This window comes from Silanimonas algicola, from assembly GCF_054777375.1.
Genome location: NZ_BAAHAS010000003.1, coordinates 148,944 through 172,921, shown reverse-complemented (window position 1 = coordinate 172,921; position 23,978 = coordinate 148,944). Strand labels below are relative to the sequence as shown.

Annotated in this window: 25 protein-coding genes; 9 read left to right on the top strand and 16 right to left on the bottom strand. The window is 70.8% G+C overall.

Annotation, left to right across the window (positions count from 1 at the left end; genetic code table 11):
• Nucleotides 1-26: 26 nt before the first annotated feature.
• The 5 genes from flgE to ACYVAK_RS10955 all read right to left on the bottom strand — a co-directional run bounded on the left by flgE (nt 27) and on the right by ACYVAK_RS10955 (nt 3,878).
• Entirely contained in the window at nt 27-1,250 is a 1,224-nt protein-coding gene (flgE, locus tag ACYVAK_RS10975) for a flagellar hook protein FlgE (protein ID WP_461060882.1), read from the bottom strand.
• 57 nt (nt 1,251-1,307) lie between these two features.
• Nucleotides 1,308-1,985, bottom strand: a complete 678-nt coding sequence (locus tag ACYVAK_RS10970) for a flagellar hook capping FlgD N-terminal domain-containing protein (protein ID WP_461060880.1) — start codon at nt 1,983-1,985, stop codon at nt 1,308-1,310.
• 20 nt (nt 1,986-2,005) lie between these two features.
• Complete coding sequence (gene flgC, locus ACYVAK_RS10965) at nt 2,006-2,413, bottom strand: flagellar basal body rod protein FlgC (protein WP_461060878.1); 408 nt, start codon at nt 2,411-2,413, stop codon at nt 2,006-2,008.
• Nucleotides 2,414-2,423: 10 nt separating this feature from the next.
• On the bottom strand, nt 2,424-2,855 hold the full coding sequence (locus ACYVAK_RS10960) for a flagellar basal body protein (RefSeq protein ID WP_461060877.1): 432 nt from the start codon (nt 2,853-2,855) through the stop codon (nt 2,424-2,426).
• Nucleotides 2,856-2,936: 81 nt separating this feature from the next.
• Nucleotides 2,937-3,878: a chemotaxis protein CheV gene (locus tag ACYVAK_RS10955; RefSeq protein WP_461062130.1), complete on the bottom strand. Its 942-nt coding sequence runs from the start codon at nt 3,876-3,878 to the stop codon at nt 2,937-2,939.
• A 162-nt stretch (nt 3,879-4,040) separates the two neighbouring features.
• Here ACYVAK_RS10955 and flgA point away from each other — a divergent pair, with 162 nt between their 5' ends.
• From flgA to ACYVAK_RS10935, 4 genes are all read left to right on the top strand, one after another.
• The gene (gene flgA, locus ACYVAK_RS10950; RefSeq protein ID WP_461060873.1) at nt 4,041-4,817 is read left to right on the top strand and encodes a flagellar basal body P-ring formation chaperone FlgA; all 777 of its coding nucleotides are present in this window, start codon (nt 4,041-4,043) and stop codon (nt 4,815-4,817) included.
• A gap of 127 nt (nt 4,818-4,944) precedes the next feature.
• A complete protein-coding gene (flgM, locus tag ACYVAK_RS10945) occupies nt 4,945-5,271 on the top strand; it encodes a flagellar biosynthesis anti-sigma factor FlgM (RefSeq protein ID WP_461060871.1) in 327 nt (108 codons plus the stop codon).
• 21 nt (nt 5,272-5,292) lie between these two features.
• The gene (locus tag ACYVAK_RS10940) at nt 5,293-5,622 is read left to right on the top strand and encodes a flagellar protein FlgN (RefSeq protein ID WP_461060869.1); all 330 of its coding nucleotides are present in this window, start codon (nt 5,293-5,295) and stop codon (nt 5,620-5,622) included.
• Nucleotides 5,623-5,666: 44 nt separating this feature from the next.
• The gene (locus ACYVAK_RS10935; protein ID WP_461060867.1) at nt 5,667-6,920 is read left to right on the top strand and encodes an ATP-binding protein; all 1,254 of its coding nucleotides are present in this window, start codon (nt 5,667-5,669) and stop codon (nt 6,918-6,920) included.
• A gap of 1 nt (nt 6,921) precedes the next feature.
• Here ACYVAK_RS10935 and ACYVAK_RS10930 read toward each other — a convergent pair whose 3' ends face one another.
• The 3 genes from ACYVAK_RS10930 to ACYVAK_RS10920 are packed head-to-tail and all read right to left on the bottom strand — an operon-like array spanning nt 6,922 to nt 10,447.
• Entirely contained in the window at nt 6,922-7,590 is a 669-nt protein-coding gene (locus ACYVAK_RS10930) for a potassium channel family protein (RefSeq protein ID WP_461060865.1), read from the bottom strand.
• Between the two features lie 34 nt (nt 7,591-7,624).
• On the bottom strand, nt 7,625-9,307 hold the full coding sequence (locus ACYVAK_RS10925; RefSeq protein ID WP_461060863.1) for an EAL domain-containing protein: 1,683 nt from the start codon (nt 9,305-9,307) through the stop codon (nt 7,625-7,627).
• A 6-nt stretch (nt 9,308-9,313) separates the two neighbouring features.
• Entirely contained in the window at nt 9,314-10,447 is a 1,134-nt protein-coding gene (locus ACYVAK_RS10920; RefSeq protein ID WP_461060861.1) for an HDOD domain-containing protein, read from the bottom strand.
• Between the two features lie 171 nt (nt 10,448-10,618).
• Between ACYVAK_RS10920 and ACYVAK_RS10915 the strand changes: the two genes are divergently transcribed.
• From ACYVAK_RS10915 to ACYVAK_RS10900, 4 genes are all read left to right on the top strand, one after another.
• Nucleotides 10,619-11,710 (top strand): HDOD domain-containing protein, encoded by a 1,092-nt coding sequence (locus tag ACYVAK_RS10915; RefSeq protein WP_461060859.1) that lies wholly within the window; start codon nt 10,619-10,621, stop codon nt 11,708-11,710.
• A gap of 88 nt (nt 11,711-11,798) precedes the next feature.
• Nucleotides 11,799-14,042, top strand: coding sequence for a putative bifunctional diguanylate cyclase/phosphodiesterase (locus tag ACYVAK_RS10910; protein ID WP_461060857.1), 2,244 nt, complete (start codon nt 11,799-11,801; stop codon nt 14,040-14,042).
• Nucleotides 14,039-14,602 (top strand): YfiR family protein, encoded by a 564-nt coding sequence (locus ACYVAK_RS10905; protein WP_461060855.1) that lies wholly within the window; start codon nt 14,039-14,041, stop codon nt 14,600-14,602. Before ACYVAK_RS10910 ends, ACYVAK_RS10905 begins: the two co-directional genes overlap by 4 nt.
• Nucleotides 14,599-16,572, top strand: coding sequence for an ATP-binding protein (locus ACYVAK_RS10900; RefSeq protein WP_461060853.1), 1,974 nt, complete (start codon nt 14,599-14,601; stop codon nt 16,570-16,572). Before ACYVAK_RS10905 ends, ACYVAK_RS10900 begins: the two co-directional genes overlap by 4 nt.
• An 18-nt stretch (nt 16,573-16,590) precedes the next feature.
• Here the strand turns inward: ACYVAK_RS10900 and ACYVAK_RS10895 are convergent, their stop codons facing one another.
• The 6 genes from ACYVAK_RS10895 to ACYVAK_RS10870 form a co-directional block, all read right to left on the bottom strand.
• Nucleotides 16,591-16,926: a hypothetical protein gene (locus tag ACYVAK_RS10895; protein ID WP_461060851.1), complete on the bottom strand. Its 336-nt coding sequence runs from the start codon at nt 16,924-16,926 to the stop codon at nt 16,591-16,593.
• Complete coding sequence (locus ACYVAK_RS10890) at nt 16,919-17,668, bottom strand: J domain-containing protein (RefSeq protein ID WP_461060849.1); 750 nt, start codon at nt 17,666-17,668, stop codon at nt 16,919-16,921. The genes ACYVAK_RS10895 and ACYVAK_RS10890 overlap by 8 nt, the downstream gene beginning before the upstream one ends.
• Before the next feature lie 7 nt (nt 17,669-17,675).
• On the bottom strand, nt 17,676-18,437 hold the full coding sequence (locus ACYVAK_RS10885; protein WP_461060847.1) for a hypothetical protein: 762 nt from the start codon (nt 18,435-18,437) through the stop codon (nt 17,676-17,678).
• A 19-nt stretch (nt 18,438-18,456) separates the two neighbouring features.
• Entirely contained in the window at nt 18,457-19,053 is a 597-nt protein-coding gene (folE, locus tag ACYVAK_RS10880; RefSeq protein ID WP_461060845.1) for a GTP cyclohydrolase I FolE, read from the bottom strand.
• 93 nt (nt 19,054-19,146) lie between these two features.
• Nucleotides 19,147-20,376 (bottom strand): TCR/Tet family MFS transporter, encoded by a 1,230-nt coding sequence (locus tag ACYVAK_RS10875; protein ID WP_461060843.1) that lies wholly within the window; start codon nt 20,374-20,376, stop codon nt 19,147-19,149.
• A 71-nt stretch (nt 20,377-20,447) separates the two neighbouring features.
• Complete coding sequence (locus ACYVAK_RS10870; protein ID WP_461060841.1) at nt 20,448-21,056, bottom strand: pyridoxamine 5'-phosphate oxidase family protein; 609 nt, start codon at nt 21,054-21,056, stop codon at nt 20,448-20,450.
• Between the two features lie 121 nt (nt 21,057-21,177).
• Here ACYVAK_RS10870 and ACYVAK_RS10865 point away from each other — a divergent pair, with 121 nt between their 5' ends.
• Nucleotides 21,178-21,561: a thiol-disulfide oxidoreductase DCC family protein gene (locus tag ACYVAK_RS10865; protein WP_461060839.1), complete on the top strand. Its 384-nt coding sequence runs from the start codon at nt 21,178-21,180 to the stop codon at nt 21,559-21,561.
• Between the two features lies 1 nt (nt 21,562).
• Here the strand turns inward: ACYVAK_RS10865 and ACYVAK_RS10860 are convergent, their stop codons facing one another.
• Both ACYVAK_RS10860 and ACYVAK_RS10855 read right to left on the bottom strand, forming a co-directional pair.
• The gene (locus tag ACYVAK_RS10860; protein ID WP_461060837.1) at nt 21,563-22,753 is read right to left on the bottom strand and encodes a class I SAM-dependent rRNA methyltransferase; all 1,191 of its coding nucleotides are present in this window, start codon (nt 22,751-22,753) and stop codon (nt 21,563-21,565) included.
• Nucleotides 22,750-23,946 (bottom strand): GGDEF domain-containing protein, encoded by a 1,197-nt coding sequence (locus ACYVAK_RS10855; RefSeq protein ID WP_461060835.1) that lies wholly within the window; start codon nt 23,944-23,946, stop codon nt 22,750-22,752. The genes ACYVAK_RS10860 and ACYVAK_RS10855 overlap by 4 nt, the downstream gene beginning before the upstream one ends.
• Nucleotides 23,947-23,978 lie beyond the last annotated feature (32 nt).

Sequence of the window (23,978 nt, the reverse complement as noted above, 5' to 3'; positions counted from 1 at the left end):
CGTCGTGCTCCGGTGTCAGCCCGCGATCAACGCAGGTTGATGATGGTCTGCTGGATCTGGTCGGTGGTCTGGATCATCTGCGCGTTGGCCTGGAAGTTGCGCTGCGCGACGATCATGTTCACCAGCTGCTCGGTGAGTTCGACGTTCGAGCCTTCGAGGGCACCGGAGGTCACGAGGCCGAAGTCCGACGTGCCGGCCGCGCCGCGACGCGGGCCGCCGGAGTCGAAGGTCTCCGACCAGACGTTGTCGCCGAGGTTCTGCAGGCCCTGCTGGTTCGGGAAGGTGGTCAAGGCGACCTGGCCGAGCGGCGAGGCGACGCCGTTGGTGTAGCGCGCGAAGACGACGCCTTCCTGCGAGAACTCGATGCCGATCAGGCGACCGGTGGTGTAGCCGTCCTGGCGCAGGTCGTTGATGGCGAAACGCTCGCCGTACTGCGTCGAGCTGCGCAGGTCGAGCGTGAGGTTGATGGGGGCCGCACCTGTCGTCGGCGTGTAGGCCGGCAGGGTGATGAAGCCGGTGGCCGGCGCGGTCAACGCGCCTTGCGCGTCGTACTGCAGCGTCTGCGCCGCGCCCACCGCGGTGCCATCGATGTAGTTGTACAGCTGCCACTCGTTCGGGTTCGCCGTCTTCACGTAGTACAGCGTCTGCACGTGGGCCACGCCCAGCGAGTCATAGAGCGTGATCGAGGTCGAATGGTTGAACGTGTTGGTGTCGTTCGGATCGAACGGCGACGCCGCAGGGACGGTGCCGTTGGCCGGCAGGTTGGAGCCGACGATCACTTCGGTCGAGGCGCTCGGCGCGCTGTCCGTGGTGGTGAGCTGGAGGTCCTGCAGCCGGCCGGTCTCGAAGTTGTTGCCGCTCTGGTCGGTGGGCGGGAAGATCTGCAGCCGCGCGCCGGTGGGGTTGACGACGAAACCGTCGCGATCGAGCTGGAAGTTGCCGGCGCGCGAGTACACGGTGGCGCCGTTGTTGTTCAGCGTGAAGAAGCCGCCGCCCGAGATCGCCACGTCGAGGTTGCGGTTGGTGAATTCGATGCTGCCCTGGGTGAACTGCTGCGTGATGCCGGTGACGCGCACGCCGGAGCCGGCGGTGTTGCGCGAGGTGCCGAAGATCGACGCCGCGTAGAGGTCGCCGAACTCCGCGCGGCCTTCCTTGAAGCCGGCCGTCGAGACATTGGCGATGTTGTTCGAGGTCACCGAGAGGTCGGTGGTGGCCGCGTTGATGCCGGAGAGGGCGGTGCGGAAGCTCATGGCGGTGCTCCAGGTGCGGTGCAGCGGGTATTGGCGGTGGTCAGGGCAGGCGAGGCATCAGCCCAGCCGGCGGATCGCGGAGAGCGGCGCCGTGCCGAGGCCGCGGAGGTTCAGCAGCATTCCCTGCGGGTCGAGCGTGACGCTGTCGATCGGCGCCATCGTCCCGGTGCCGACGGCCTTCGAATCGCGTCCCTCGCCGAAGGTGGCCCGCATGCGATAGGTGCCCGGCGCCATCGCCTGCCCTTGTTCGTTGAGGCCGTCCCACGCGAAGGGCACGTCGCCGGCCCCTTGGGACGTGACTTGCAAGCGCCGTACCAGCGCGCCGTTGGCGGCGGTGATCTCGATCGTCACCGGCCCGGCGCCGGGCGTCGCGGCGACGCCGGTGGCGGAAAGCGCGCCTTCGGCATCGGCCGACAGCGGCAGGCGGTCGGTTTCGACCAGCGCGTTACGCCCGATCAGGTCGGCACCACGCAGGGCCTGGTCGTTGTTGAAGGAAGTGGCCATGTTGTCGATGGCGGTCTCGAGGTCGCCGACGCCCTGCGCGGTCGACATCTGCGCCATCTGGCTGACGAACTCGGCGTTCGACAGCGGCTTGAGCGGGTCCTGGTTCTTCAGCTGCTCGGTCATCAGGCGCAGGAAGTCGGCCTGCGTGAGGTCGGACTTGCCCATGCGGCTCTGCGTTTGCGGGCTGCTGGTGAGGCCGATGCCGTTGGCGACGTTGACGTCGAATGCCATGGTCGATTCCCTGGGCCGCGTCAGCGGCCGATGGTGAGCGTGGCGAGGGCGAGCTCGCGCGCGGAATTGAGCACTTCGACGTTGGCCTGGTAGCCACGCGAAGCGGAGATGAGGTTGACCATCTGCGCCACCGGATCGACGTCCGGCGCGTAGATGTAGCCCTCGGCATCGGCCATCGGGTGGCCGGGCTCGAAGCGCTTGATGGCGGGTTTGTCGAGCGGGTCGACGCGCAGCACCTTCACTCCGCTCATGCCGTCCTGGCCGGGCAGCGGCGCGGTCTCGAAGGTCGGCTCGATCGGCTTGTAGGCGGTTTCGGGCGTGCGGCCGACGGTGTCGGCGTTGGCGAGGTTCGAGGCGATGGTGTTGAGGCGCACCGACTGCGCGGAGAGCGCGCTCCCGGCGACGTCGAAGATGGGCAGGCTGCTCATGGCGGTTCCCTTACTGGCCCGTGATCGCGGTCATCAGGCCGCGCACCCGGGATTCGAAGAAGGTCAACGAGGCGCGGTACTCGAGCACCGCACGGCCGAAGGCGGCGTTCTCGGTCTCGGTATTCACGGTGTTGCCGTCCAGGCTGGGCTGCAGCGCCTGGCGCGTGGTCACGTAGCGGCGGAAGTCCGGCCCTTCGGCCAGACCCATGCCGTCGGCCACGCCGCCACCGCCGATGCCGAGCGGCCCGCGCGAGGGACCAGCGGTGACGCGGCGCTGGTGGTCCTCAGCACCTGCCAGGGCGCGCTGGAAATCGAACTCCTTGGCCTGGTAGCCCGGCGTGTCGGCATTCGCGAGGTTCGAGGACAGCACCTTGAGCCGCTGCTCGCGCAGCGGCAGCGACAGGGCGGAGAGACCGAACGGATTGTCGAAGGGACCGGCCATGGGCGGCTCCGGGCGTGGGTTGCCACGGAGCGGTGCAAGGACCGTGCCAGAGCGGCGGCAGGCCCCGTCGTGGGCCCGCGGTCAGGCCGCGGCCTTCTCGCGCTGGAAGGCCTGGACGCGGGCCAGCACCTTCTCGGCCAGCTCGTTGGCCGAATACTTGGCCACGAAGGCGTTCGCACCCACCTGGTCGACCATGGCGTTGTTGAACACGCCGGACAACGAGGTGTGCAGCAGCACGAACAGCCCGGCCAGCGCCGGATCGCGGCGGATTTCCGTCGTCAGGGTATAGCCGTCCATCGAGGGCATCTCGATGTCGGAGATCACCATCGCGTAGTGGCGGGTCACGTCGATGCCCTCGGCGGCCAGCTGCTTCAGGTGCTCGATGGCCTGCCGGCCGTCGGACAGCAGGGTCGAGGAGACGCCGAGCTGGTCCAGCACACCGCGGATCTGGTTGCGGGCCACGCGGGAATCGTCGGTGACGAGGATGCGGATCGGTTCCTCGCCGGCGCCGATCTTCAGGCGCTGCTCGATCGGCTGCAGCATCCGCGCCCCGGTCGCATCGGCGAGCACGGACTCGACGTCGATGACCTGGATCAGTTCGCCGTTGTAGCGGGTCACCGCGGTCAGGTAACTGTCATCGACGCCCAGCTCCGGCGGCGGACGGATGTCCTCGACGGCGATGTTGACGATGCGGTCCACCTCGGCGACGAGGAAGCCCTGCACCGAGCGGTTGAATTCCGTCACCACCAGGTAGGGCGGGTCGAGATGGCGCTCCGGATAGCGGACGGCGCTGCCGAGGTCGAGGATCGGCACCGAACGGCCGCGGATGTCGGCAGCGCCGACGAAGCCCGGCGGCAGGCGCGGGATCGGGAACAGCGGCGGTCGACGCAGCACTTCCTGCACCTTGAAGACATTCACGCCGAACAGCTGGCGGCCACCGAGGCGGAACAGCAGCAGGGCCAGCCGGTTGTGGCCGGCCAAACGGGTGCGCTGGTCGATGCGGTTGAGCAGGTCGCGCGACATGCGGCTCGGCAGCCTCGATTCCATGGGGACGTTCCTTGTCGTTGTCGGCCCGCCAACGGGCTTCTTGAGCGGTGCGCTCGGCGCACGGGGCCCTTGCACGTCGCGTGCCGCGGCACGCCGCTTGCACAGCCTGCCACGACGCATCCGCGCCCGGAGTGACCGATGTCCCGCCCTGAAGCGACCCCGCTGCCCGCCCCGGCCCCCCTGCCACCGCCGCGCCTGCCCGACCTCGCCCGGGCGCTCCGCCGCGAACGACGCGTGCCGCGAACCCTGCATGCCGGCGTTCTTGTCCTCGGCAGCCTTGCCGCCGCCGGCCTCGCGTTCGCCGGCGGGCTGCGGGCCCAGGACGGCAGCTTCCAGACGGTGGAGTCCATCCGCTCCGCGGCGGAGGGCGCCCTCGCCTCGCCCGGCGTCCGCATCGAGGCCCGCTTGGACCCCGCCTTGCGCATGCCGCCCTGCCCGCATGCGCTTCAAGCGCAGGCGCTGTCGGCCGTTAACGTCGAAGTGAGCTGTCCCGACGGCTGGCGCCTGTTCGTGCCGGTCCGGGTGCAGCGGGTGCAGCCCGTGGTGGTGCTCACCGCCGCCGTGGCCCCCGGGCAACCGGTCCCGGCCTCGGCGGTCGGCGTGGAAACCCGCGACACCGCGCGCCTTGGCGCCGCGCCCCTGACCGACCCGGCCCAGGCCATCGGCCAGACCCTGCGCCTCGGCGGGCAGGCCGGCCAGGTGCTGCGGCGCAGCGATCTGGTCGCACAGGCCGTGGTGAAGCGCGGCGAGCCGGTGGCCCTCGTGGCCGGCGGCGGCGGATTCGAAGTGCGGATGGCCGGCCGGGCCTTGGCCGACGCGGGCGCCGGGGAGGTCGTCCGGGTCGAGAACCTGAGCTCCCGCCGGGTCCTGAGCGGCGTGGTGGCCGCTCCGGGCGAGGTCCGGGTCGGCCGATGAACCGGCCGAAGCGTGGGCCGGCGCACGTTTCCGGCGTCGACGGAAAAATTTCCCCCTTGGGGCTAAAGTCGCGCGGGGCACGGCCGATACCGGTCGTGAGGAACCTCTCGTTCCGGAGGACACGACCATGACCAACAAGATCGACGGAGCCTCCGCGCCCCGCCCGGCCCCCGCGCCGGCGGCCGCGCCGGCGCCGGCCGCCATCGAACGGTCGGGGACCCCGCGTGCCCAAGCCATCGCCGAAACCCAGGCCGCGTCCTCCGACAACGTGCGCCTGACCGGCGAGGCCGAAGCGCTGCGGGTCGTGCAGAAGCAGACCAAGGCCGGCCCACCGCCCATGGACATGGCGAAGATCGAAGCGCTGCGCGCGGCCCTGGCCGCAGGCACCTACCGCATCGATCCGCAGGAGATCGCCCAGCGCCTCGACGCGCTGGAGCGCCAGCTGAGCGTCTGACGAAGCCCGAGACCCGACCCGATGACCGCCACCCTGCTCGACGCCCTCGAAGCCGCGCTGCGCGCTGAACGCGATGCCTTGTCCGGTCAGGACGTCGAAGCGCTCTTGCGCTCCACGGAAGCCAAGCTGCAGGCGCTGCGCGCCGCGGAGTCGGCCGGCCTGAGCAGCGCGGACGCGCCGCGCGTCGCCGCGCTGGCCGAGTTCAACCGGGAAAACGGCCTGATGCTGGCCCGCCGCCGCCGCGCGGTGGCGTTCGCGCTCCGCCAGCTGGGTCGTAGCGAGGCGGTTGGCTACGACACGCGCGGCCAGCGTGCCCACGGCGCGTGGTCGCGGCCTATCGCCGTCGCCTGAGCCGGCGTTAGCCTGTGCACCGTCGCCTCGACGGTGCACCGCGCATGCCCGATACCCCGCCCGGCCGCTTCTGGCTGCCGAGCCAACCCAGCAACCCGGAACTCGTCGCCTTCCTCGAGATGATCGAGGAGGCCGTGCTGCTGGTCGACGCCCGGCAAGCGGTGCACTACGCCAACCCGGCCGCCGGCGAGCTGGCGCATCGCGTCGCCACCGACCCCGACGACCCGGACAACCCCGCGCCGCTCGTCGCCCTGCTGCCGGACGAGGTGTTCGCAACCGCGCCCGAGGAAGCCTGGAGCGGCGACGTCCGGGACGAGGCCCGTGGCGTGGTGCTCGCGCTGCGCCGCTACCCGTGGGTCGTCGACGGAACGCCGGCGCACCTGCTGCTGCTCCGCGACGTGACCGAAGCGCGGCACCGGCAGGACGAGCTGCGGCGACGCCACGGGGAACTGCAGCAGGCCTACGCGCGCCTCGCCAGCGCCCAGGAGCAGCTGCTGCAACAGGAAAAGATGGCTTCGATCGGCCAGCTCGCCGCCGGCATCGCCCACGAGATCAACAACCCGATCGGCTACGTGCATTCCAACCTCGTCAGCCTGCGCGACTACACCAGCGGCTTGCTCGAGCTGATCCACGCCTACGAGCGCGCGCTGGCGCCCAGACTCGACGAGGGGACGCTGGCGGCGATCTCGGAAGTCCGCACCCGCGTCGATTTCGACTTCGTTTCCACCGACCTGCCCGAGCTCATCAACGAATCACGCGAAGGCCTCGAACGCGTGCGCCGCATCGTGCAGGACCTGAAGGACTTCTCCCACGCCGGGCGCGAGGCGGGCTGGCGCCGGGTCGACCTGCACAAAGGCCTCGAGAGCACCCTGAACATCGTCTGGAACGACCTCAAGTACAAAGCCCGGGTCGAGCGCCAACTCGGGCCGCTGCCGCTGGTGGAATGCCATCCCAGCGAGATCAACCAGGTGTTCATGAACCTGCTGCTCAACGCCGGCCATGCCATTGGCGAGCGCGGCACGATCACGCTGGCCAGCGGCCACGACGAAGCGCGCGGTGAAGCCTGGATCAGCATCCGCGACAGCGGCCCCGGCATCGATCCGGAAACGCTGCCGCGCATCTTCGACCCCTTCTTCACCACGAAGCCGGTGGGCACCGGCACGGGGCTGGGGCTGTCGATCAGCTATGGCATCGTCAAGAAGCACGGCGGCCGCATCGAGGTGGCGAACGGCGCCGAAGGCGGCGCGGTCTTCACCGTCGTGCTGCCGGTGCACCAGCCGGTGCGTCCAGGCGACTGACTCAGCCCGGCCGCCGCCGCTGCATGCCGATCAGCCGCGAGATCACGATGGCGAGGTAGAGCACGCCGGTGACCTGCTGGACCATCACCACCGAACGGGCGACGTCGTGCACCGGGGTGATCTCCCCGAAGCCCACCGACGTGAGGCAGGTGAAACTGAAGTACAGCAGCTCCCACCAGCCGGTCACGCCATCCGGGTTGTTCGTCGGATTGATGTAGAAGGCGCCGGGCGCCAGGTGCTCGACCACCGCGTAGACGTAGGCGAACACGAAGGCCAGCAGCACGTAGAGCGAGGCCAGCGCCCACAGTTCGTCCAGCGTCATGACGTCATCGCGCAGCACGTAGCGCAGCAAACAGCTCACCACGAAGCCATGGAAGCCGGCTTGCGCGAGTTGGCTGGCGACATACAGGCCGCTGCCGCCGAATGCCACCTCGCCCGCATGCAGCACGACCGCGGGCCCCAGCAGCCACCAGCCGAGCCGCGCTTCGGCCCCGGTGGCCCGCGCGGCGCGGAGCGCGAGCACGAGGATCACCCAGTCGAAGCCGACGAGCACCAGCCGTCCGCCGGCGACACCCTCCAACCATGGCCAGGCGAGCACCTGCGCGAGCAGGGCCGAGAGCAGCAGCAGGTTGGGCAGTCGGCGCAGCGTGCGCAGGATCACGAAGCCCATCGGCACTCCTCGACGCGTCGACCGCGGCGAGGGCTCACTGCAGCCCCTCCCAGGTGCGGAAGGCCTCGCGGATGTGATGGCGCAAGTCTTCCTCGTCCCAGGGCTTGGTGAGGAACCGGTAGATGGCGCCCTTGTTGATCGCCTCGGTGACGGTGGCGAGGTCGGTGTAGCCGGAGAGGATCAGGCGGACCGTCCGCGGGTAGAGCTCCTTCACCCGGCCCAGGAACTCCGTGCCGCTGACGTCGTTCATGCGCTGGTCGCTGACGATCACCTGCACGTCGTTGCTGGCCAGGAGTTCGAACGCCTCCTGCACGCGGCTGGCGGCCAGCACGCGGTAACCGTCGCGGCGGAACACGCGCTGCAGCGCGCGAAGCACGTTCTCCTCGTCATCGACGAGCAGCAGCGTCCGCGAGGCGGCGCCTTGCGCGAACAGTTCCGGGCGCAGGTAACGCTGGCGCAGCAGCGGATCGATCTCGGCCAGCGGCTTGGGCCCGGAGAACAGGAAGCCCTGCAACTGGTCGCAGTCGGCGCGGCGCAGGTAGCCCACCTGCGCCTCGGACTCGACGCCTTCGGCCATCACCTTCAGGTGCAGCTGGCGGCCCATCGCGATGATCGCTCGGGCGATCGCCGCCTGGCCTTGGTCGTGGGCGATCTCACCGGTGAAGTCGCGGTCGATCTTGATCTTCGACAGCGGGTAGCGCGGCAGTTGCACGAGGCCGGCACCGCCCATGCCGAAATCGTCGAGCGTCAGGCCCACGCCGTAGCTGCGCAGCCGCCTCAAGGTGTCGCGGATGCGGTCGACATCGCGCAGCAGCGTGCTTTCCGAGAGCTCGATCTCGAACTGGTCGAAGGCAACGTCGGCGGCGGCGAGGCGCGTCTCCAACTGGTCGACGAGGTCATCCTCGAGCAGCTGCACGGTGGAGACATTCACGGCGATGCGCAGGTCGTCGAAGCCGGCGCGGCGCCAGTGGCGCGCATCGGCGATGACGCGGTCGAGCACCCAGCCGCTGATGCCACGCATCAACCCGAGCTGCTCGGCACGCGGCAGGAACTGGGGCGGTGCGAGCAGACGGCCGTCCGGCGCGCGCCAGCGCAGCAGGGCCTCTACCCCGGCGATGCGGCCATCGGCGGCATCGACGAAGGGTTGGTAGTGCAGCTCGAGTTCGTCGCGCGCCAGCGCCGTCGCCAAGGCCTCGGTGAACATCGGCACGCTGCGACCGGCGGCGCCGGGAGCGGCGCCGCGCAACACCCGGCCGACGCCGGAGCGCTGCGCGGCGTAGAGCGCGCGGTCGGCGGCGCTCAGCGCGGCGGCCAGCGTGGGGGCGTCGTCGGGGTATACCGCGAGTCCGATGCTGCCGTTGATCTCCAGCGTGTAGGGCGGCACCGACAGCGGCGCCGACAGTTCGGCCAGCAGGCGCTGCGCCCAGGCCTCCGGATCGACGAGGACGTCGGTGGCATCGGTGGCCAGCAGCAGGCAGGCGCCGCGAAGGCGCCACAGCCGTCCCTGCGGCAGCGCGAAGGCGGCGATGCGGTCGGCGGCCACGGCCAAGGCGCGGCCGGCGGTGTCCTCGCCGAGGCCGTCGACGAGGCCGACGAAGCGGTCCAAGGCGATCTCGGCGAACAGCACGCGCCGGCCATCGGCGGCGCAGCCGCGGAGGACCGGATCGTCCGCACCCAACCAGCGCAGCCCGCTCACCGGGTCGGTGGCGTCGTCCACCGCGGCTCAGCCCTCGCCGGGGAGCTCGACGGCCAGCGCGCGCCAGGCCTCGAGTTCGGCGACGAGGCCCCGCGCCTCCAGCCAGGCCTCGTCCAGCGGCACCTCGCCCAGCAGGGCCCACGCCACGTGGCAGGCGCCCACGACGCCGAGGCCATGCTCCGCGATCGCCGCAGGGGTCGGATGCTGCGCAACCGCTTCGACCAGCGTCTCGGGCAGGCCCCACAGCGCGAGGAGGTAGGCGCCCGCCTCGGCATACGTGGGCCAATCGGCCGCGTCGCCCTCCTGCCGGGCCCACGGCACGCGGACCTGGGGCAGCAGGCGCCCGACGCCGGCCAGCAAGGCCGCGGTGGCGGCGAGATCGGCGCGCGGGCCGGGCAAGAGGCGTGCGGCAAGGCGCGACGCCCGCAGGCTGGTCTCGCGAAGGCGGTCGAGCGCCTCGGGCTCGGCCTTCGGCCGCGCGGCGCCGAAAATCTCGCCCGCCATCACCAGGCGCCGCAGGCTGAGGTTGCCGAGCCAAACCACCGCGCTGTGGATATCGTCGATGCGGCGCCCGCCGCTGTACATGGCCGAGTTGCACAAGCGCAGCACCTTGGCGGCCAGCGTGGGGTCGCTCTCGACCAGCGTCGCGACATCGCGGGCGGCAACCTCGAGGTCCTCGGTGCGGCGCATCAGGTCGAGCGAGAGCGCCGGCGGTGGCGGCAGTCGGCCGATGCGGCCGATCGCCTCGGCCAGCCGCGGGCTTTCGAGGCGACGGCGCAGCGCAAGCAGCGACTTGAGTCCGGCGAGCAGGGCGTCGGCGTCGATCGGCTGGTAGAGGAGGCGATGGAGGTTGTCGAGCGCCGCCAGACCGGGCGCATCGCGGCCATCGTCAAGCACGAGGCAGCGCACCAGCTTCGGGGCCTCGCGCTTGAGGACGCCGAGCAGGGCGTTGCCCGACCCTTGGGCAAGCCGGGGCTGGACGAGCACGGCATCGAAAGCCTCCCGGCGGACGAGCGCGAGGGCATCCTCGGCCGCGTCGACGACGGCGAGGACGATCCGCGGGCCGAGGGCCTGGGCGAGCGCGACGGCCACGCCCCGGTCCGCGCCGGCATACAGCAGGCGCAGGGGCGCGTCATCGGGGGTCGCGGCGGGATCGCTCAAGCGGCTTGGAGGCTCGGGGAGGCGTCGAGGGACTGTAGCAGAGCCCCCCTGCCGCAGCCCCCGCAGGGGCCGCGGCGCGGGGGATGGATGAAGGTGTGACGCAGCCCCGGATTCGCCGGCATGCCGACGGGTAGTCTTTGTCAAAAGCAACAAACAGGCGTCCGTCCCTCCATGCGCGTTTTCTTCGCCACGCCCGACCCGAACCGTCCTGGCGCGGTGGCCGACGCGCTGCTGGCGCGCGGCTACGACTGGCAGGTGCTGTCGTACGCCCGTCCCGAGGAATCGCGGCAGGTGCTCGAGCACGAGGCGGCGGACGCGATCGTCGTCGATGCCGCCCTCCCGGATGCCGAATCCCTGCTTCGCCACCAGCTGTACACCGCGCCGCAAACGGCGCGGCTGGTCCTCGTCTCGGCCGAAAGCGGCAGCATCGAACCACGGCTTCAGGCGCTGGCCCATGGCCTGCTGGACGCCGGCAGTCCGGTGGAGGGGATCGCCGAGGCGCTGGTGGCCTACGCCCAGTTGGCCCAACGGCTCGACCGTCCGGCCTTGCGCGCCCAGGTCGGCGCCCTGACCCGCCTTCCGGGCGCGCCCCGGCTTTACATGGCGATCTGCAAGGCACTCGAGGACCCCAACGTCGAGATCGCACGCATCGCCGAGCACGTGATGGCCGACCCCGTGCTCGGCGCGCGCGTGCTCCAGATCGCCAACTCGGCGATGTACGGCGCCGGCCGGCAGATCGCCAGCATTCCCTTCGCCGTGACGCGCCTCGGGCTCAAGACCACGCGCAACCTGGTGCTCGCCGCCGAGCTGTACGCCTTCAGCGGCGCCGACGCGGCCCGGGCCGAACGGGTCCGCGAGCGCAGCCTCCTGGCGGCGTGGCTGGCACCACGGCTGATGGCGCCCCACATCGATCCTGACGTCGCCTCCACGGCGGCGCTGTTGGCCGGCATCGGCGAGATGCTGCCCGAGCTCGACAGCGGCGACGTCGCGGCCCTGCCGGTGGCGCCACCGGTCCAGGACGAGGCCGCGGCCTACCTGATGGGCCTTTGGCAAATGCCGGCCCTCCTGCAGCAGGCCGTGGCTTGGCAGCGGACGCCGCGCCTGTCGGGCAGCGGCTTCGGCGTGGTCGGCGCCGTCCACGTCGCGACCGCACTGGCATTCGACCGCCGGGTGGACGAGCCGTGGCTGGAGCGCTGCGGCATGGCCGCGCACCTGCCGGGTTGGCGTGAGCTCGCCAGCCGCATGGATCGCAGCGCCGCCTGAGCCCGGCGCCGCTGGTGCGGGGCGCGCGGGGCGTGGCTATCCTAGGCTGCGGCAGGGAAGTCCCCCTGCCGCACCTCAGGGGGGCGGCATGAGCCACGATCGGCCGCTGGCCGGTGACGACAGCCTGGTGTTCGCGCAGGAGGCCGGTGAGCCGGGCACACCCGAGCGGGCGGCATGGACGATCCTGGTCGTCGATGACGAGCCGGACGTCTACGCCGCCACCTGCATGGCGATGCGCGGCGTCGAGATCCTCGGCCGTCCGCTGCGCTTCCTGCATGCGGAATCCAGCGCGCAGGCGTACGACCTGCTCGTCGCCGAGCCCGATGTCGCCGTGATCCTGCTCGACGTGGTGATGGAGTCGGAAAGCGCCGGACTCGAACTCGTCGCACGGATCCGCACCGAGCTGCAGTTGCACAAGCCGCGCATCATCCTGCGCACGGGCCAACCCGGCTATGCGCCGGAGATGCAGGCGATCCGCGACTACGACATCAACGACTACCGCATCAAGAGCGAACTGACGCGGACGCGCCTGTACACCGTACTGACGTCGGCCCTCCGAGGCTTCCAGACGCTTTCGGCGGTCGAAGCCACGCGCAACGACCTCGAGTACCTGCTGAAGGCGCAGACCGAGCTGCTGGCCGCCAACACCATGCCGGCCTTCGCCGTCGGGTTGCTCGAGCGACTCGCGGGGCTCTACGGCCTGCCGGCGCACACGATCTTCTGCAGCGACGGGCGCCGCGTTCACGAAGCCGACGACCATCGCCGCCGGGTGGTCGCGGCGCTGGGGCGCTACGCCGACTGGTCCTGGCGGCGCCTCGACACCCTCGGTGCCGAGCCGGAGGTACGTACCATCGAGCTCGCCTTCGGCGCCCGCCGCACCGTCACCAGTCCCTGCGGCATCGCGGTCTACCTCCCGTCGCGCACCGGCGCTGACGCGGTCGCCTTCCTCGGCGCGGACGACCTGCCGGCGCGGCACGACCCCCGGGTGTTCGACATGTTCGTGCAGAACACCACGGTGGCCGCCGATGGCGTGCGCCTCGTCGAGCGCCTTCGCGACGCCGCCTACGTCGATGGCCTCACCCGCCTGCCGAACCGCTCGGCGCTCGCCGAAACCATCGACGCCGCGCTGAAGGCCGCGCCGGAGGCCCCGCAGCGGCTGCTGCTGGTCGACATCGACCAGTTCTCGGAAATCAACGAGACGTTCGGCGACCGGATCGGCGACGCGCTGCTGCGCGGCGTGGCGCAGCGGCTGATGACGCGGGCCGATGCCAGCGTTCGCGTGGCGCGCGTCGCCAACGACACCTTCGCCGCCTTCGGGCCGCGCGAGCTGCTGGTGCCGGACGAGTGGGCTGCCTGCCTCGACGAGCCCTTCGACGTCGAAGACCTGCAGATCGGCCTCTCCGCGTCGTTCGGCGGCGTCGAGCTGGTGCGCGACTGCACCAGCGGCGGCGAAGCCATCAAGATGGGCTACTCGGCGCTGAAGCGCGCCAAACAGACCGGCCACCGCTCGGTGGCGTTCTATTCACACGAGGTCGCCACCGAGATCAAGGAGCGCACGCGCCTGCTGCACGGCCTGCGCGCGGCCTTCGACCAGCAGCGGCTGTTCCTGATGTACCAGCCGCAGGTCGAGGCCCACAGCGGACGCACGGTCGGCCTCGAGGCGCTGATGCGCTGGCGCGCCGACGATGGCCGGCTGGTGCCGCCGGACCGCTTCATCCCGATCGCCGAGCAGTCGGGCCTCATCAAGGACCTCGGTACCTGGGCCATGCGCTCGGCGATCCATCGCGCGGCAGCCCTGCGCGAGGGCGGCCATCCGCTGCGCATGGCCGTCAACGTGTCGATGACCCAGCTGCTGGTCCCGGGGTTCGAGGTGATGGTGGCCGAAGCGCTCGCCGATGGCGGGCTGCCGGCGGCGCTGCTGGAGATCGAAATCACCGAGTCGGTGGCCATGCAGTCCCCGGACATCGTTCTGCCGCGCCTCGCCGCGCTCAAGCAGTTGGGTGTCTGCGTCGCGATCGACGATTTCGGCACCGGGTATTCGTCGCTGTCCAGCCTCGAGAAGCTTTCGCCCGAACGCCTGAAGATCGATCGCAGCTTCGTCATGGGCCTCGATGCGGAGAGCGGCGGCGGCAGCCTCGCCGAGATGATCATCGAGCTCGGGCGCACGCTCGGCCTGAAGGTGATCGCGGAAGGCGTCGAGACGCCGACGCAGCGCCAGCGCCTGATCGATCTCGGCTGCGATGAGCTGCAGGGCTACCTGTTCTCGCCGCCGCTCGCCGTGGAGTCCCTCGGTGATTGGCTGGCGAAGCACGGCGAGGGCTCCCCCCCGTGAAGTCGCGGATCGGCGCCTTCGGGAGGATGATGGCGATCGTGCTGCTGGCCGCGACCTTGCTGCCGGCCGCCGCCGTGCGTGCCGCGACCGACGAGTATTCCCTGAAGGCCGCCTTCCTCTTCAATTTCACGCGCTTCGTCGAGTGGCCGACGGAGGCTTTCGCGCGGGCAGGCGCCCCCTTCCAGATCTGCGTGTACGGCGACGACCCTTTCGACGACCGGCTCGACGCCCTGGCGCGCCGTCGCGTCGGCGAACGGTCGATCACCATCACCCGACCCACGTCAGCCGCTGCGCTGCCGCGATGCCAGATCGCGTACTTCGGCGACGGAACGCCAGCGGACGTGGAGGCGGCCGCCGTCGGCGATGCCGCGCCGACCACGCTCACCGTCGCCAGCGATGCGCGCTTCGCCCGCGAAGGCGGCATGGTGGCGCTGGTGACCAGCAGTGGCCGGGTCAGGCTTCACGTGAACCTCGACAGCATCCGCAGGTCGCCGCTGCGCGTCAGCGCCAAGCTGCTCGAGGTGTCGGAAGTGCGGCATGGCGGCGGAGGCGGCCGGTGACGCGCGGACTGCGCCACCTGTCGATCCGGACCCGCCTGCTGGGCGTCATCAGCGCCGTCACCCTTCTGGCCATCACCACCTTCGCGGCGATCGCACTCGTGAGCGAGCAGGAGGCCGCGCGCGACGCCCTCGGCTCGGAGCAGGCCGCCCTCGCCAGTCTCGTGGCGAACCGCAGCGCCGCCGCCCTGCTGTTCGGCGATCCGGCGCTGGCCCAGGAGAACCTCGACGCGCTCGGCGGCATCGCGCACGTGCAAGCCGCCTGCCTTTACGACAACGAAGGGCGTCTCTTCACCGGCTACACCGCGGAGGGCGCACAACCCTGCCCGGCGACCCGGCAGGCCGCGGGCGCGGTGATCGCCGGGTCGCTGGTCGCGGAGGTCCCGGTGGAGCTCGACGAGCCGGTCGGCTCGCTGAAGCTGCGCTCCAGCCTTGGTCCGGTGGAGGCGCGACTGCGCGAGCAGGCCGAGACGTGGGCGGCCGCCGGCGCCGTCGGCGCGTTGCTGGCGCTGGTGGCCGCCAGCCTGCTCGAGCGGCTGATCTCCGGCCCGATCCGGCGCGTGAGCGCCGTGGTGGAGTCGATCGACACCAGCAACGCCCAGGGGCGCCGCGCACCGGTGGAGGGCGACGACGAGGTCGGCCATCTCGCCGGGGCCTTCAACCGCATGCTCGATCGCCTCGACGAGCAGACGCGCGGCCTGAAGCTGCAAGCCGAGTACAACGAGGTGCTGTTCAAGCGCTCACCGCTGCCGGTGATCGTGATCGATCCGCGCGTCAACGCGATGATCGACTGCAACGAGGCGGCGGTCGCGATCTACGGCTTCGGCAGCCGTGAAGCCACCCTGAAGACAACCGCCGCCGACGTCTCGACGCCACTGCAGTACGATGGCCGTCGTTCCGATCTGGCCCTTGCCCCCTACATCACGGCCGCGCTGGCCGGACGGCCCCAAGTCTACGACTGGCGGCACCGTCGACCCGACGGTCGTGAGTTCGACGCCGAGGTCCACCTCACGCGCTTCGGTCCGGAGGACTCGCCGCTGCTGCTGGCCAGCCTGTTCGACGTCACCGAGCGGAAGGCCGCGACGGCCGCGCTGCAACGAATGAACGAGGCGCTCGAGTCGCGCGTGGCCGAGCGGACCCAGGACCTCGCCGCCTCGAACGCGGAGCTGTCGGCGACGGTGGAGCAGCTCCGGCGTGCGCAGGCCGAACTGGTGCGGAGCGAGCGCCTCGCCTCGCTCGGCTCGCTGGTCGCGGGCGTCGCCCATGAGCTCAACACGCCGCTCGGGAGCGCCCTGCTCGTGGCCACCACGCTGGGCGATGGCATCGAGGAACTCCGGCGCAAGCTGCAAAGCGGCGAACTGAAGCGTTCGACGCTGGACACCTTCCTCGAACAGCAGGCGGAAGCACAGGCCCTGATCGTCCGCAACGCACGGCGTGCCGCCGAGCTCATCGGCCGCTTCAAGCAGGTCGCGGTCGACCAGACCTCCGAACAGCGCCGCCGCTTCGACCTCGCCGAGGTCGTCGACGAGGTGATCGGCACGCTGCAGCCGCGACTACGCAAGACACCCCACCAGATCGCGGTCGACATCGCTCCGGGACTCGCGATGGACAGCTTTCCCGGCCCCCTGGGGCAGGTCGTGACCAACCTCGTGATGAACGCGCTGCTGCACGGCCTCGGTGACCAGCCAGGCCAGGTGCGGGTGGTGGCGGAGCGTCGCGGCGACGACCACGTGGCGCTGAGCGTCAGCGACGACGGCGTGGGCATTCCGCCCGAGCACCTGGCGAGGATCTTCGACCCGTTCTTCACCACCAAGCTCGGCGAGGGCGGAAGCGGCCTTGGCCTGCACATCGTCTACAGCCTCGTGCAGCGCAGCTTGGGCGGCCGCATCGACGTCGACAGCCTCCCCGGCCGCGGGGCGCGATTCACCGTGGTGATTCCGCTCACGGCGCCGAAGATCGCCGAGGGCCACTAGTCCCGCGGACGCCGCCGGTCAGCGCTTCAGCAGTCGCCGCCACCACGGCGAGCGGCGGGTGGCGTCGACGCCGGGCTTGCCGAGGGGCGTCGCGGGAAGGTCGGGACGGACGAGATCGCTGTCGGCCAGCGCTTGCGCCCACGCGCCGTCCTCCATCAACAGCTCGACGCGCCAATCGCGGAGTCGGCGCGCCACGAGGTAGACCGCGTCGTGGGCGGCGCGGCGGTCCGGGTCGAGCAGCACCGCCTTCGCGCGTTGTGCGAGTTCGGGGTCCCTGGTGGCGCCGATCGCGCGGCGCAACGCCGTTTCGTCGGCGCCGAAGCCGAGTCCGAGGCGTTCGTACAGATCACGCATCGTCGTCGTCCTGCAGGCGCTTCCAGGCTTTCTGCACCGCATCGAAGCGCTCGGCCGCCGCGGCCTTCGCGGCGTCATCGGCTTGCGGCTGGCGGTCGGGATGGTGCTGGCGCGAGAGCTTCCGCCAGGCGGCCTTGATGGCGATCGGCGACGCATCGGCCTTGAGGCCCAGCACCAGGAGCGCATCCCGGCGTTCGGCATCCGCTTGCGCGGCTTTGCCGGCATCGCGTTCGCGGGCCTTCTCGCGGGTCGCGCGGGCGCGGGCAGCGGCCTCCGCGGCCTCGAAGAAGCCCGGGTCGGACACATCGGCCGGCGCCTCGAAGTCGATGCCGAGCAGCGCCTCGAAGCGCTCCGGCAGCAGCGAGGCCGGTGCGGCCAGCAAGTCGGAGAGGAAGATCAGTGCATGGCGCTCGATCTGCGAGATGCGGCCATCGGCGGCGGCGACGCGGATGTAGAGGTCGATGAGCGACACGGTGCGCTTGGGCGAGCGCTGGCCGCGGAGGAAGCGGAACAGCTTCGGCAGGTCCTTCGGCATCGCATCGGCCGCGAAGGCCTCGGCGATCTCCTGCAGGGGCACGCCCTCGGGGTCGTGCGTCAGCGCCAGGCCCACCTCGTGGAACTCGCGCGCATCGAGCGGGCCATCCAGCACCGCCAGCCAAAGTGCCGAAGCGCGGATGCTGTCGGAAAGCCGCTGCGGGCTGTCCTGCAGGCGCTGCACCAGCCCGGGCGCGGTGCCGTTCAAACCCGCCTCAGGCGTGGGCGTCGGGATTCAGCAGCAGGCCGGCCAGCCAGCTCTCCCCGCGGTCCAGGAGCTCGACGGGCGTGTACTGCCAACCAGTGACGATCATCGCTTCGGCGACGGCGAACTCGCGCTGCGCCTTGTTGAAGCGGCGCTCGCCGGCCTTGACCATCTCCAGCACGAAGGCCGGCGGCGGCACGGCTTCGGGATCGGCGGCGCCGGCCATGACCTCGGCGACACTGCCCAGATTCGCGCCCTGCCCCTTCACCAGTGCCTCCACGCGCGCCAAAGCCGTCGCCTGGGCATCACCGGTCTCCTCGACGTGCGGCGCGGCGGCGGCGAGCGTCTTGCAGATGGTGTTGAGCTGGCCGGTGGCCTTCATGCGCGCGAGCTTGGCGGCGCCAGCAGCGGCCTCCGCCGCTTCGAGGTCCTGCTGCAGGCGCTCGATCTCGGCGTTGGCGTCGGTCGGGACACCGTGGTCGAGGAGGCGCAGCACTTCCTTCTGCAGCTCGGCATACAGCGACGGATGGCTGGTCTTGAGATTGCGGGCCGCCATCTGCCAGGCATAAGCGACCTGCTGGCCGCTGCGATCGGACGGCCCAGGCGGACCGCTTGGCGTCACGGCACCAGGCCCGGGTGCGGCCGACGGGGACCCCAGCATCGACAACGCGGTGTCGAGGCGGTGGCAGAGGTCGGATTGGTCGAACTGCCGCATCGCCTTGCGCAGCTCGATGCGGCAGTCGATCAGCAGGGGTCGGAGGGGCAGGTCCATGCCCGCATTCTATCCACGCTCAGCGGCGATGGCCGCCCACTTCGACGAAGGCGAGGAATTCGGCGCGCGTGCGGGCGTCGTCGCGGAACAGCCCGCGCATGGTCGACGTCACCATGCTCACGCCGCGCGTGTGCACGCCGCGGGTGGTCATGCACTCGTGGCTGGCTTCGATCACCACGCCGACGCCGCGCGGCTGCAGCACGCGCTCGATGCAGTCGGCGATCTGCGCAGTGAGCTTTTCCTGGACCTGCAGGCGGCGGGAGTAGGCCTCCACCACGCGGGCGAGCTTGCTGATGCCGACCACCTTGCCTCCGGGCAGGTAGCCCACGTGGGCCTTGCCGATGATCGGAGCCAGATGGTGCTCGCAGTGGCTCTCGAACGGGATGTCGCGCAACACGACCATTTCGTCGTAACCCTCCACCTCTTCAAAGGTGCGCGCGAGGTAGGCATCGGGATCGAGCGTGTAGCCGCTGAACCATTCGCGCCAGGCGCGGGCGACACGCAGCGGCGTATCGACCAAGCCTTCGCGGGACGGATCGTCGCCCGCCCAGCGCAGCAGGGTGCGGACGGCCGCTTCGGCTTCGGTACGGGAGACGCGGTCGGCGTCATCGCTCATGGCAGTCTTCACGCAGCAGGGGACGGATTCACACCGTAGGCCCCGCGGCGTTCACGCGGCGAGAAGCCGGGAGGCCACGGGATGCTGCGACGTTCAATACGCCATCGGCCGGGTGGCGCGATGGGCCAGCATCCAGGCAACGCCGAGCAGCCCCGCCGAGAACAGGAAGGCGGCGCCGGGAAGGTAGGCTGGCGGGTGCTCGCCGATGAAGAGCCTGAAGATGCCGGTGAAGAGGAAGGGCCCGAAGATGCCGGCCGTCGAGACCAGCGACGCCAGTGAACCCTGCAGGCGCCCCTGCAGCGTCGGGTCGACCCGCTGCGTGACGAGGCTCTGCGTGGCCGGGCCGGCGAGACCCCACAGCGCGAGCAGCGGTACCGAAAGCAGGAACAGCGCGCCGCTCGGCGCCATGCCCATCCAGGCGAAACCGGCGATGCCACTGGCGAGACCGATCGCGACGGCGCGGCGCTCGCCGATGCGCGGCACGAGTCTCCGCACCAGCACGGCCTGCACGAACGCATTGCAGATGCCGACGAGGCCGAGCGTGAGCCCCACGTCGAGCTCGCTCCATCCGTAGCGGTAGTCGGTGTACAGCACGTAAACGCTTGGCAGCACGTAGTGCGCGAGCTGCGAGAGGAACACGACGCCGGCGAGGCCGAGGACGCCGCGCGCTTGGGCCAGCCATCCCAGGGCGCCGAGCGGGTTCGCCCGCTTCACGTCGAAGCGAGCACTGCGCTTCGCCACCGGCAGCGACTCGGGCAGCACGAAGAAACCGTAGAGGAAGTTGGCGAGCGACAGCCCCGCCGCGAGCCAGAAAGGCAGGCGCACGTCGATGTCGCCCAGCACGCCGCCGAGCGCCGGACCGAGGACGAAACCAATGCCGAAGGCCGCGCCGAGCATCCCGAACGCGCCGGCGCGCTGGTCGGCGGGCGTGATGTCGGCGATGTAGGCATTCGCGGTGCTGATCGACGCCGACGTCAAGCCGGCCAGCACGCGGCCGAGGAAGAGCAACGGCAGCGTGTTCGCCAAGGCCATCAGGACGAAGTCGAGGCCGAGACCCAGGTTCGACAGCAGCACGACCGGGCGCCGACCGAAGCGATCGGAAAGCGCGCCCTGGACGGGCGAGGCGAGGAACTGCGCGAGCGCGAACGCGCTGCCGAAGGCGCCGACCCACCAGGCCGCGGTCTCGACCGATCCGCCGACGAACTGCTTGATCAAGTGCGGCAGCACCGGGATCACCACGCCGATCGCGAGGATGTCGAGTGCGACGGTGATCCAGATGAACAGGAGGCCCGGGGGACGTCGGGCCGGGGCGGCTGCGTCCACGCGATGGGCCGTTCGGAACAGGCGCGCAGTGTAGCGCGGCGGCCCCGCTCAGCCGGCGCGGGCCGCCCCGCTCACGGCACCAGCCATTCGCCGCGCCATGGCCCTTGGCCGACGCGCGCGAAGCGGGCACGGCGATGGCCTTCGAAGGCGAGATGCAGCCATTCCATCCGCTGCAGCGGCACCGTGACGACGGCGAAATTCGCGCGACCGCCGGCGCTTTCGGCCTCGTTCGGGCGGTCCTTCACCAGATGCGCAGGCAAGCCACTGGTGGGTACGGGGGCGACGGTGCCGGGGCCCGGCTCGGCGAGGTAGCAGCGGCGGGACATGAGCCCCGTGCGCTTCCATGCGAGATCCGCCACGGCATCGTCGTGGTGCAGCATCGCCCGACCCTCGGCGCGCACCTGGACGCTCTGGCCGAAGAAGCAGAGGGACACGCGTGGATCGCGCTCGATTTCCGCCCACTTCTCGCTACGCCGATCGGTATGGAACCCCAGGACGCCGCGTTCGCGATCGACCTGCCGCAACACCACGTAGCGCGCACTCGGCCCACGCGGCGTGCTGGTGGCCAGCACCGCCTGGTGGAACGGCGAATGACGCAGGCGCTGGCCGTCGGCGAGCTGGTTCCACACCTGGTCGAGGACGCTGGTGAAGGTGAGCGACGGGGGTTCACGACTATCCATCCGCCCATTGGAGCGATCCGACCGTCGCCGGAGCGCGAAGCGCCATGGAGCCATTCGCATCCGCGAACGGTTCTCGACGGGCTTCACCGCGGCTCTGCGCACGCTGCGCGACCGTAGACCCATGTCCGGACCTTCGACCATGACGCTGGAAGTGTTCTTCGACGGCGGCTGCCCGGCCTGCCGGCGCGAAATGGCGCATTACCGCGCGCAACCGGGCTCGGAAACGATCCGCTTCACCGACGGGGCCCACGATCTCGAACGATTGGCCGAGGTCGGGCTCGATCCGATGGCAGCCATCGCCACCCTGCATGCCCGCGATGCCAGCGGCACGTGGCATGTCGGCGTGCCGGCCTTCCGCGAGATCTGGCGTCGCCTGCCGCGCTACGCCCCCTGGGCGCGGCGCTTCGCGTGGCTGATCGATTCGCGCGCGCTGGCCTGGGCCTACGCCGTGTTCTGCCGCCTGCGCCTGCCCAACCGCTGCCGCGACGGCCGCTGCCCGACCTGACTCAGTCCAGCACGCGGCAGAACACCGCCTTGAGATAGCGGCTTTCCTGCACGTGGGCCAACCATGGGTGGTCGGCGCCGGCACCGGCGACCTTGATCACCTGCACGGTGCGGTTCGCGTAGAAGGCCGCGCGGCGCAGCATGTCGAGGAACTCCTCCTCGCTGACCAGGCCGGTGCACGAGAAGGTCGCGAACAGCGCGCCCGGCTTGCAGACGCCGAGCGCGAGCTTGTTCATGTCGAGGTACTTCTTCAGCGCCGGGATCACCTGCTCGCGATCGCGGGTCATCTTGGCCGGGTCGAGGATGACCACGTCGTAGGCCTCGCCGCGCGCGGCGGCGTCGCGCAGCCACGGGAAGATGTCGGCGTGGATGAAGCGCGTCTTCGTCGCCGCAGCCTGCGCGTTGAGCTTGAGGTTGGCCTTCGCGATGGCGATGACGTCCTCGTCGATATCGACGCCGACCACCTCGGACGCGCCGCGCGCCGCGGCGTACACCGCGAAGCCGCCGGTGTTGCAGCACAGGTCGAGCACGGTCTTGCCCTCGACCTGGCGCGACAGCCACTCGCGGTTGTCGCGCTGGTCGGCGAAGAAGCCGGTCTTGTGCGCGCTGCCCGGGGCGGCGCGGAACTGGATGCCGTGCTCGGTGATGACCACCGGCTTGGGCGCTTCGCGCTGGTGCAGGTCGAAGCTCTCCTGCTTCTGCACGTGCTCGTCGGCGAACCACCAAAAGCGGCAACCGGGGAACTGCGCCTCGAGCGCGGCGAAGATCCACTCGCGATGGCGGAACGCGCCCGCCGAGAAGAACTCCACGACCAGCAGGTCGCCGTAGCGGTCGACCACGAGGCCGGAGATGCCGTCGCCTTCCGAATGCACCACGCGCCAGGCGTCGCTCACCGCATCCAGCTTGAGCAGGTCGCGGCGCAGCGACACGGCCGCGGCGATCTTGCTGCGGAACCAAGCCTCGTCGATGGCTTCGTCGGGGTCGGTGGTGAGGATGCGCAGCGCGATGCGCGAATGGCCGTTGTAGAACCCGCGGCCGCACCAGGTGCCGTCGCGGTCGTACACCTCGACGATGCTGCCGGGCTTCGGCTTGGTCGGCGGCTTCTCGACCATCTTCTGGAAGATCCAGGGATGGTTCGAGCGGCGCTCGATCTTGAGGCGGACGGCGGGGTTGTCGGAAGTGGTGGCGTTCATCCACGCATTGTACGCGCCGCTCCCGGCCCGCTGGCCGACGCGCGCGCGTGGGCATCGCCCTTGTCGACCACCACGCGATTCCGTCCCTCCCGCTTGGCGACATACAGCGCGAGGTCGGCGCGGCGCAGGGCATGGCGAAGGCCGTCCTCGCCGCCCGGACCGCAGGCCACGCCGATGGACACGGTGAGCGGGAGAGCGTGGCCGTCGAGTTCGCAAGGCCGGTCCGCGATCGCCGAGCGGAGCCGCTCGGCTTCCCGAAGGGCGTCGTCGAGACCGATGCCGGGCAGCACGACGACGAATTCCTCGCCGCCGAGTCGGGCCACGAGGGCATCGACCGGCGCCGATTCGGACAGCCGCCGCGCCAACTGCACCAGCACTTCGTCGCCGGCGGCGTGCCCATGGCGATCGTTGATCGGCTTGAAGTGGTCGACATCGATGGCGAGGAGCGCGACGTCCGCCATCGTGCGCGCCTGCGCCTCGAGATGGCGGCGATTGGCGAGGCCGGTCAGCGGGTCGCTGCTGGCCAGCCCGTGCAGGCGACCCTGCAGACGATCGGCGATGGCCAGCAGGAAGCCCAGGGTGGCGACCAGCGGCGCCGCGTTCGCGATGAAGAACAACGCCGCCTGAGCGGGGTTCGGCGTGTGCAGCGCGGGGGCTGGTGCGAGGGTGAACTGCGCGATGGCGCGCGCGACGAGAAAGAAGAGCAGTACCGCGAAGCACCCCACAAGCAGAACGTACGGCCGAGGCGCGGGCCTCGGCGCGTGCCGAAGCAGCACCACCAGCGCCTCGGCGAGCAACACCCCGTTGGCCACGGTGATCGCCGCGATGCGCAGGCCGATGTGCGGCTCGACGTACAGGAACCAGCTGCAGGCGCCGACCACCAGCAGCGGCGGCAGCACGTCGCGTCGCTCGAAGCGCGGAAGGTGCAGGAAGTCGCGGAGGGCCACCAGCAGGCCGAACAGGCCGAGCTGCACGAGCAGGTTGGCCAGGACGACCGACGCCCCATCGGGGATGCTTCCTCGTGCCGCCAACAGGCCCCAACCGGCGGCGAAGAGCCCGAGCGCCGCCGCCCAGGTCCGGATGTACCGACGCATCCCCGCCGGATAGGCGTCGGCGACGAACGCGATCGACAGCGCGATGATCGCGCTGAGGATCGTGGTCGTGGCGTTGAGGGTGCGCGGGTCGAGGTCCATGCCAGGCTCGGCGAAAGGCTGGCGGATGATGG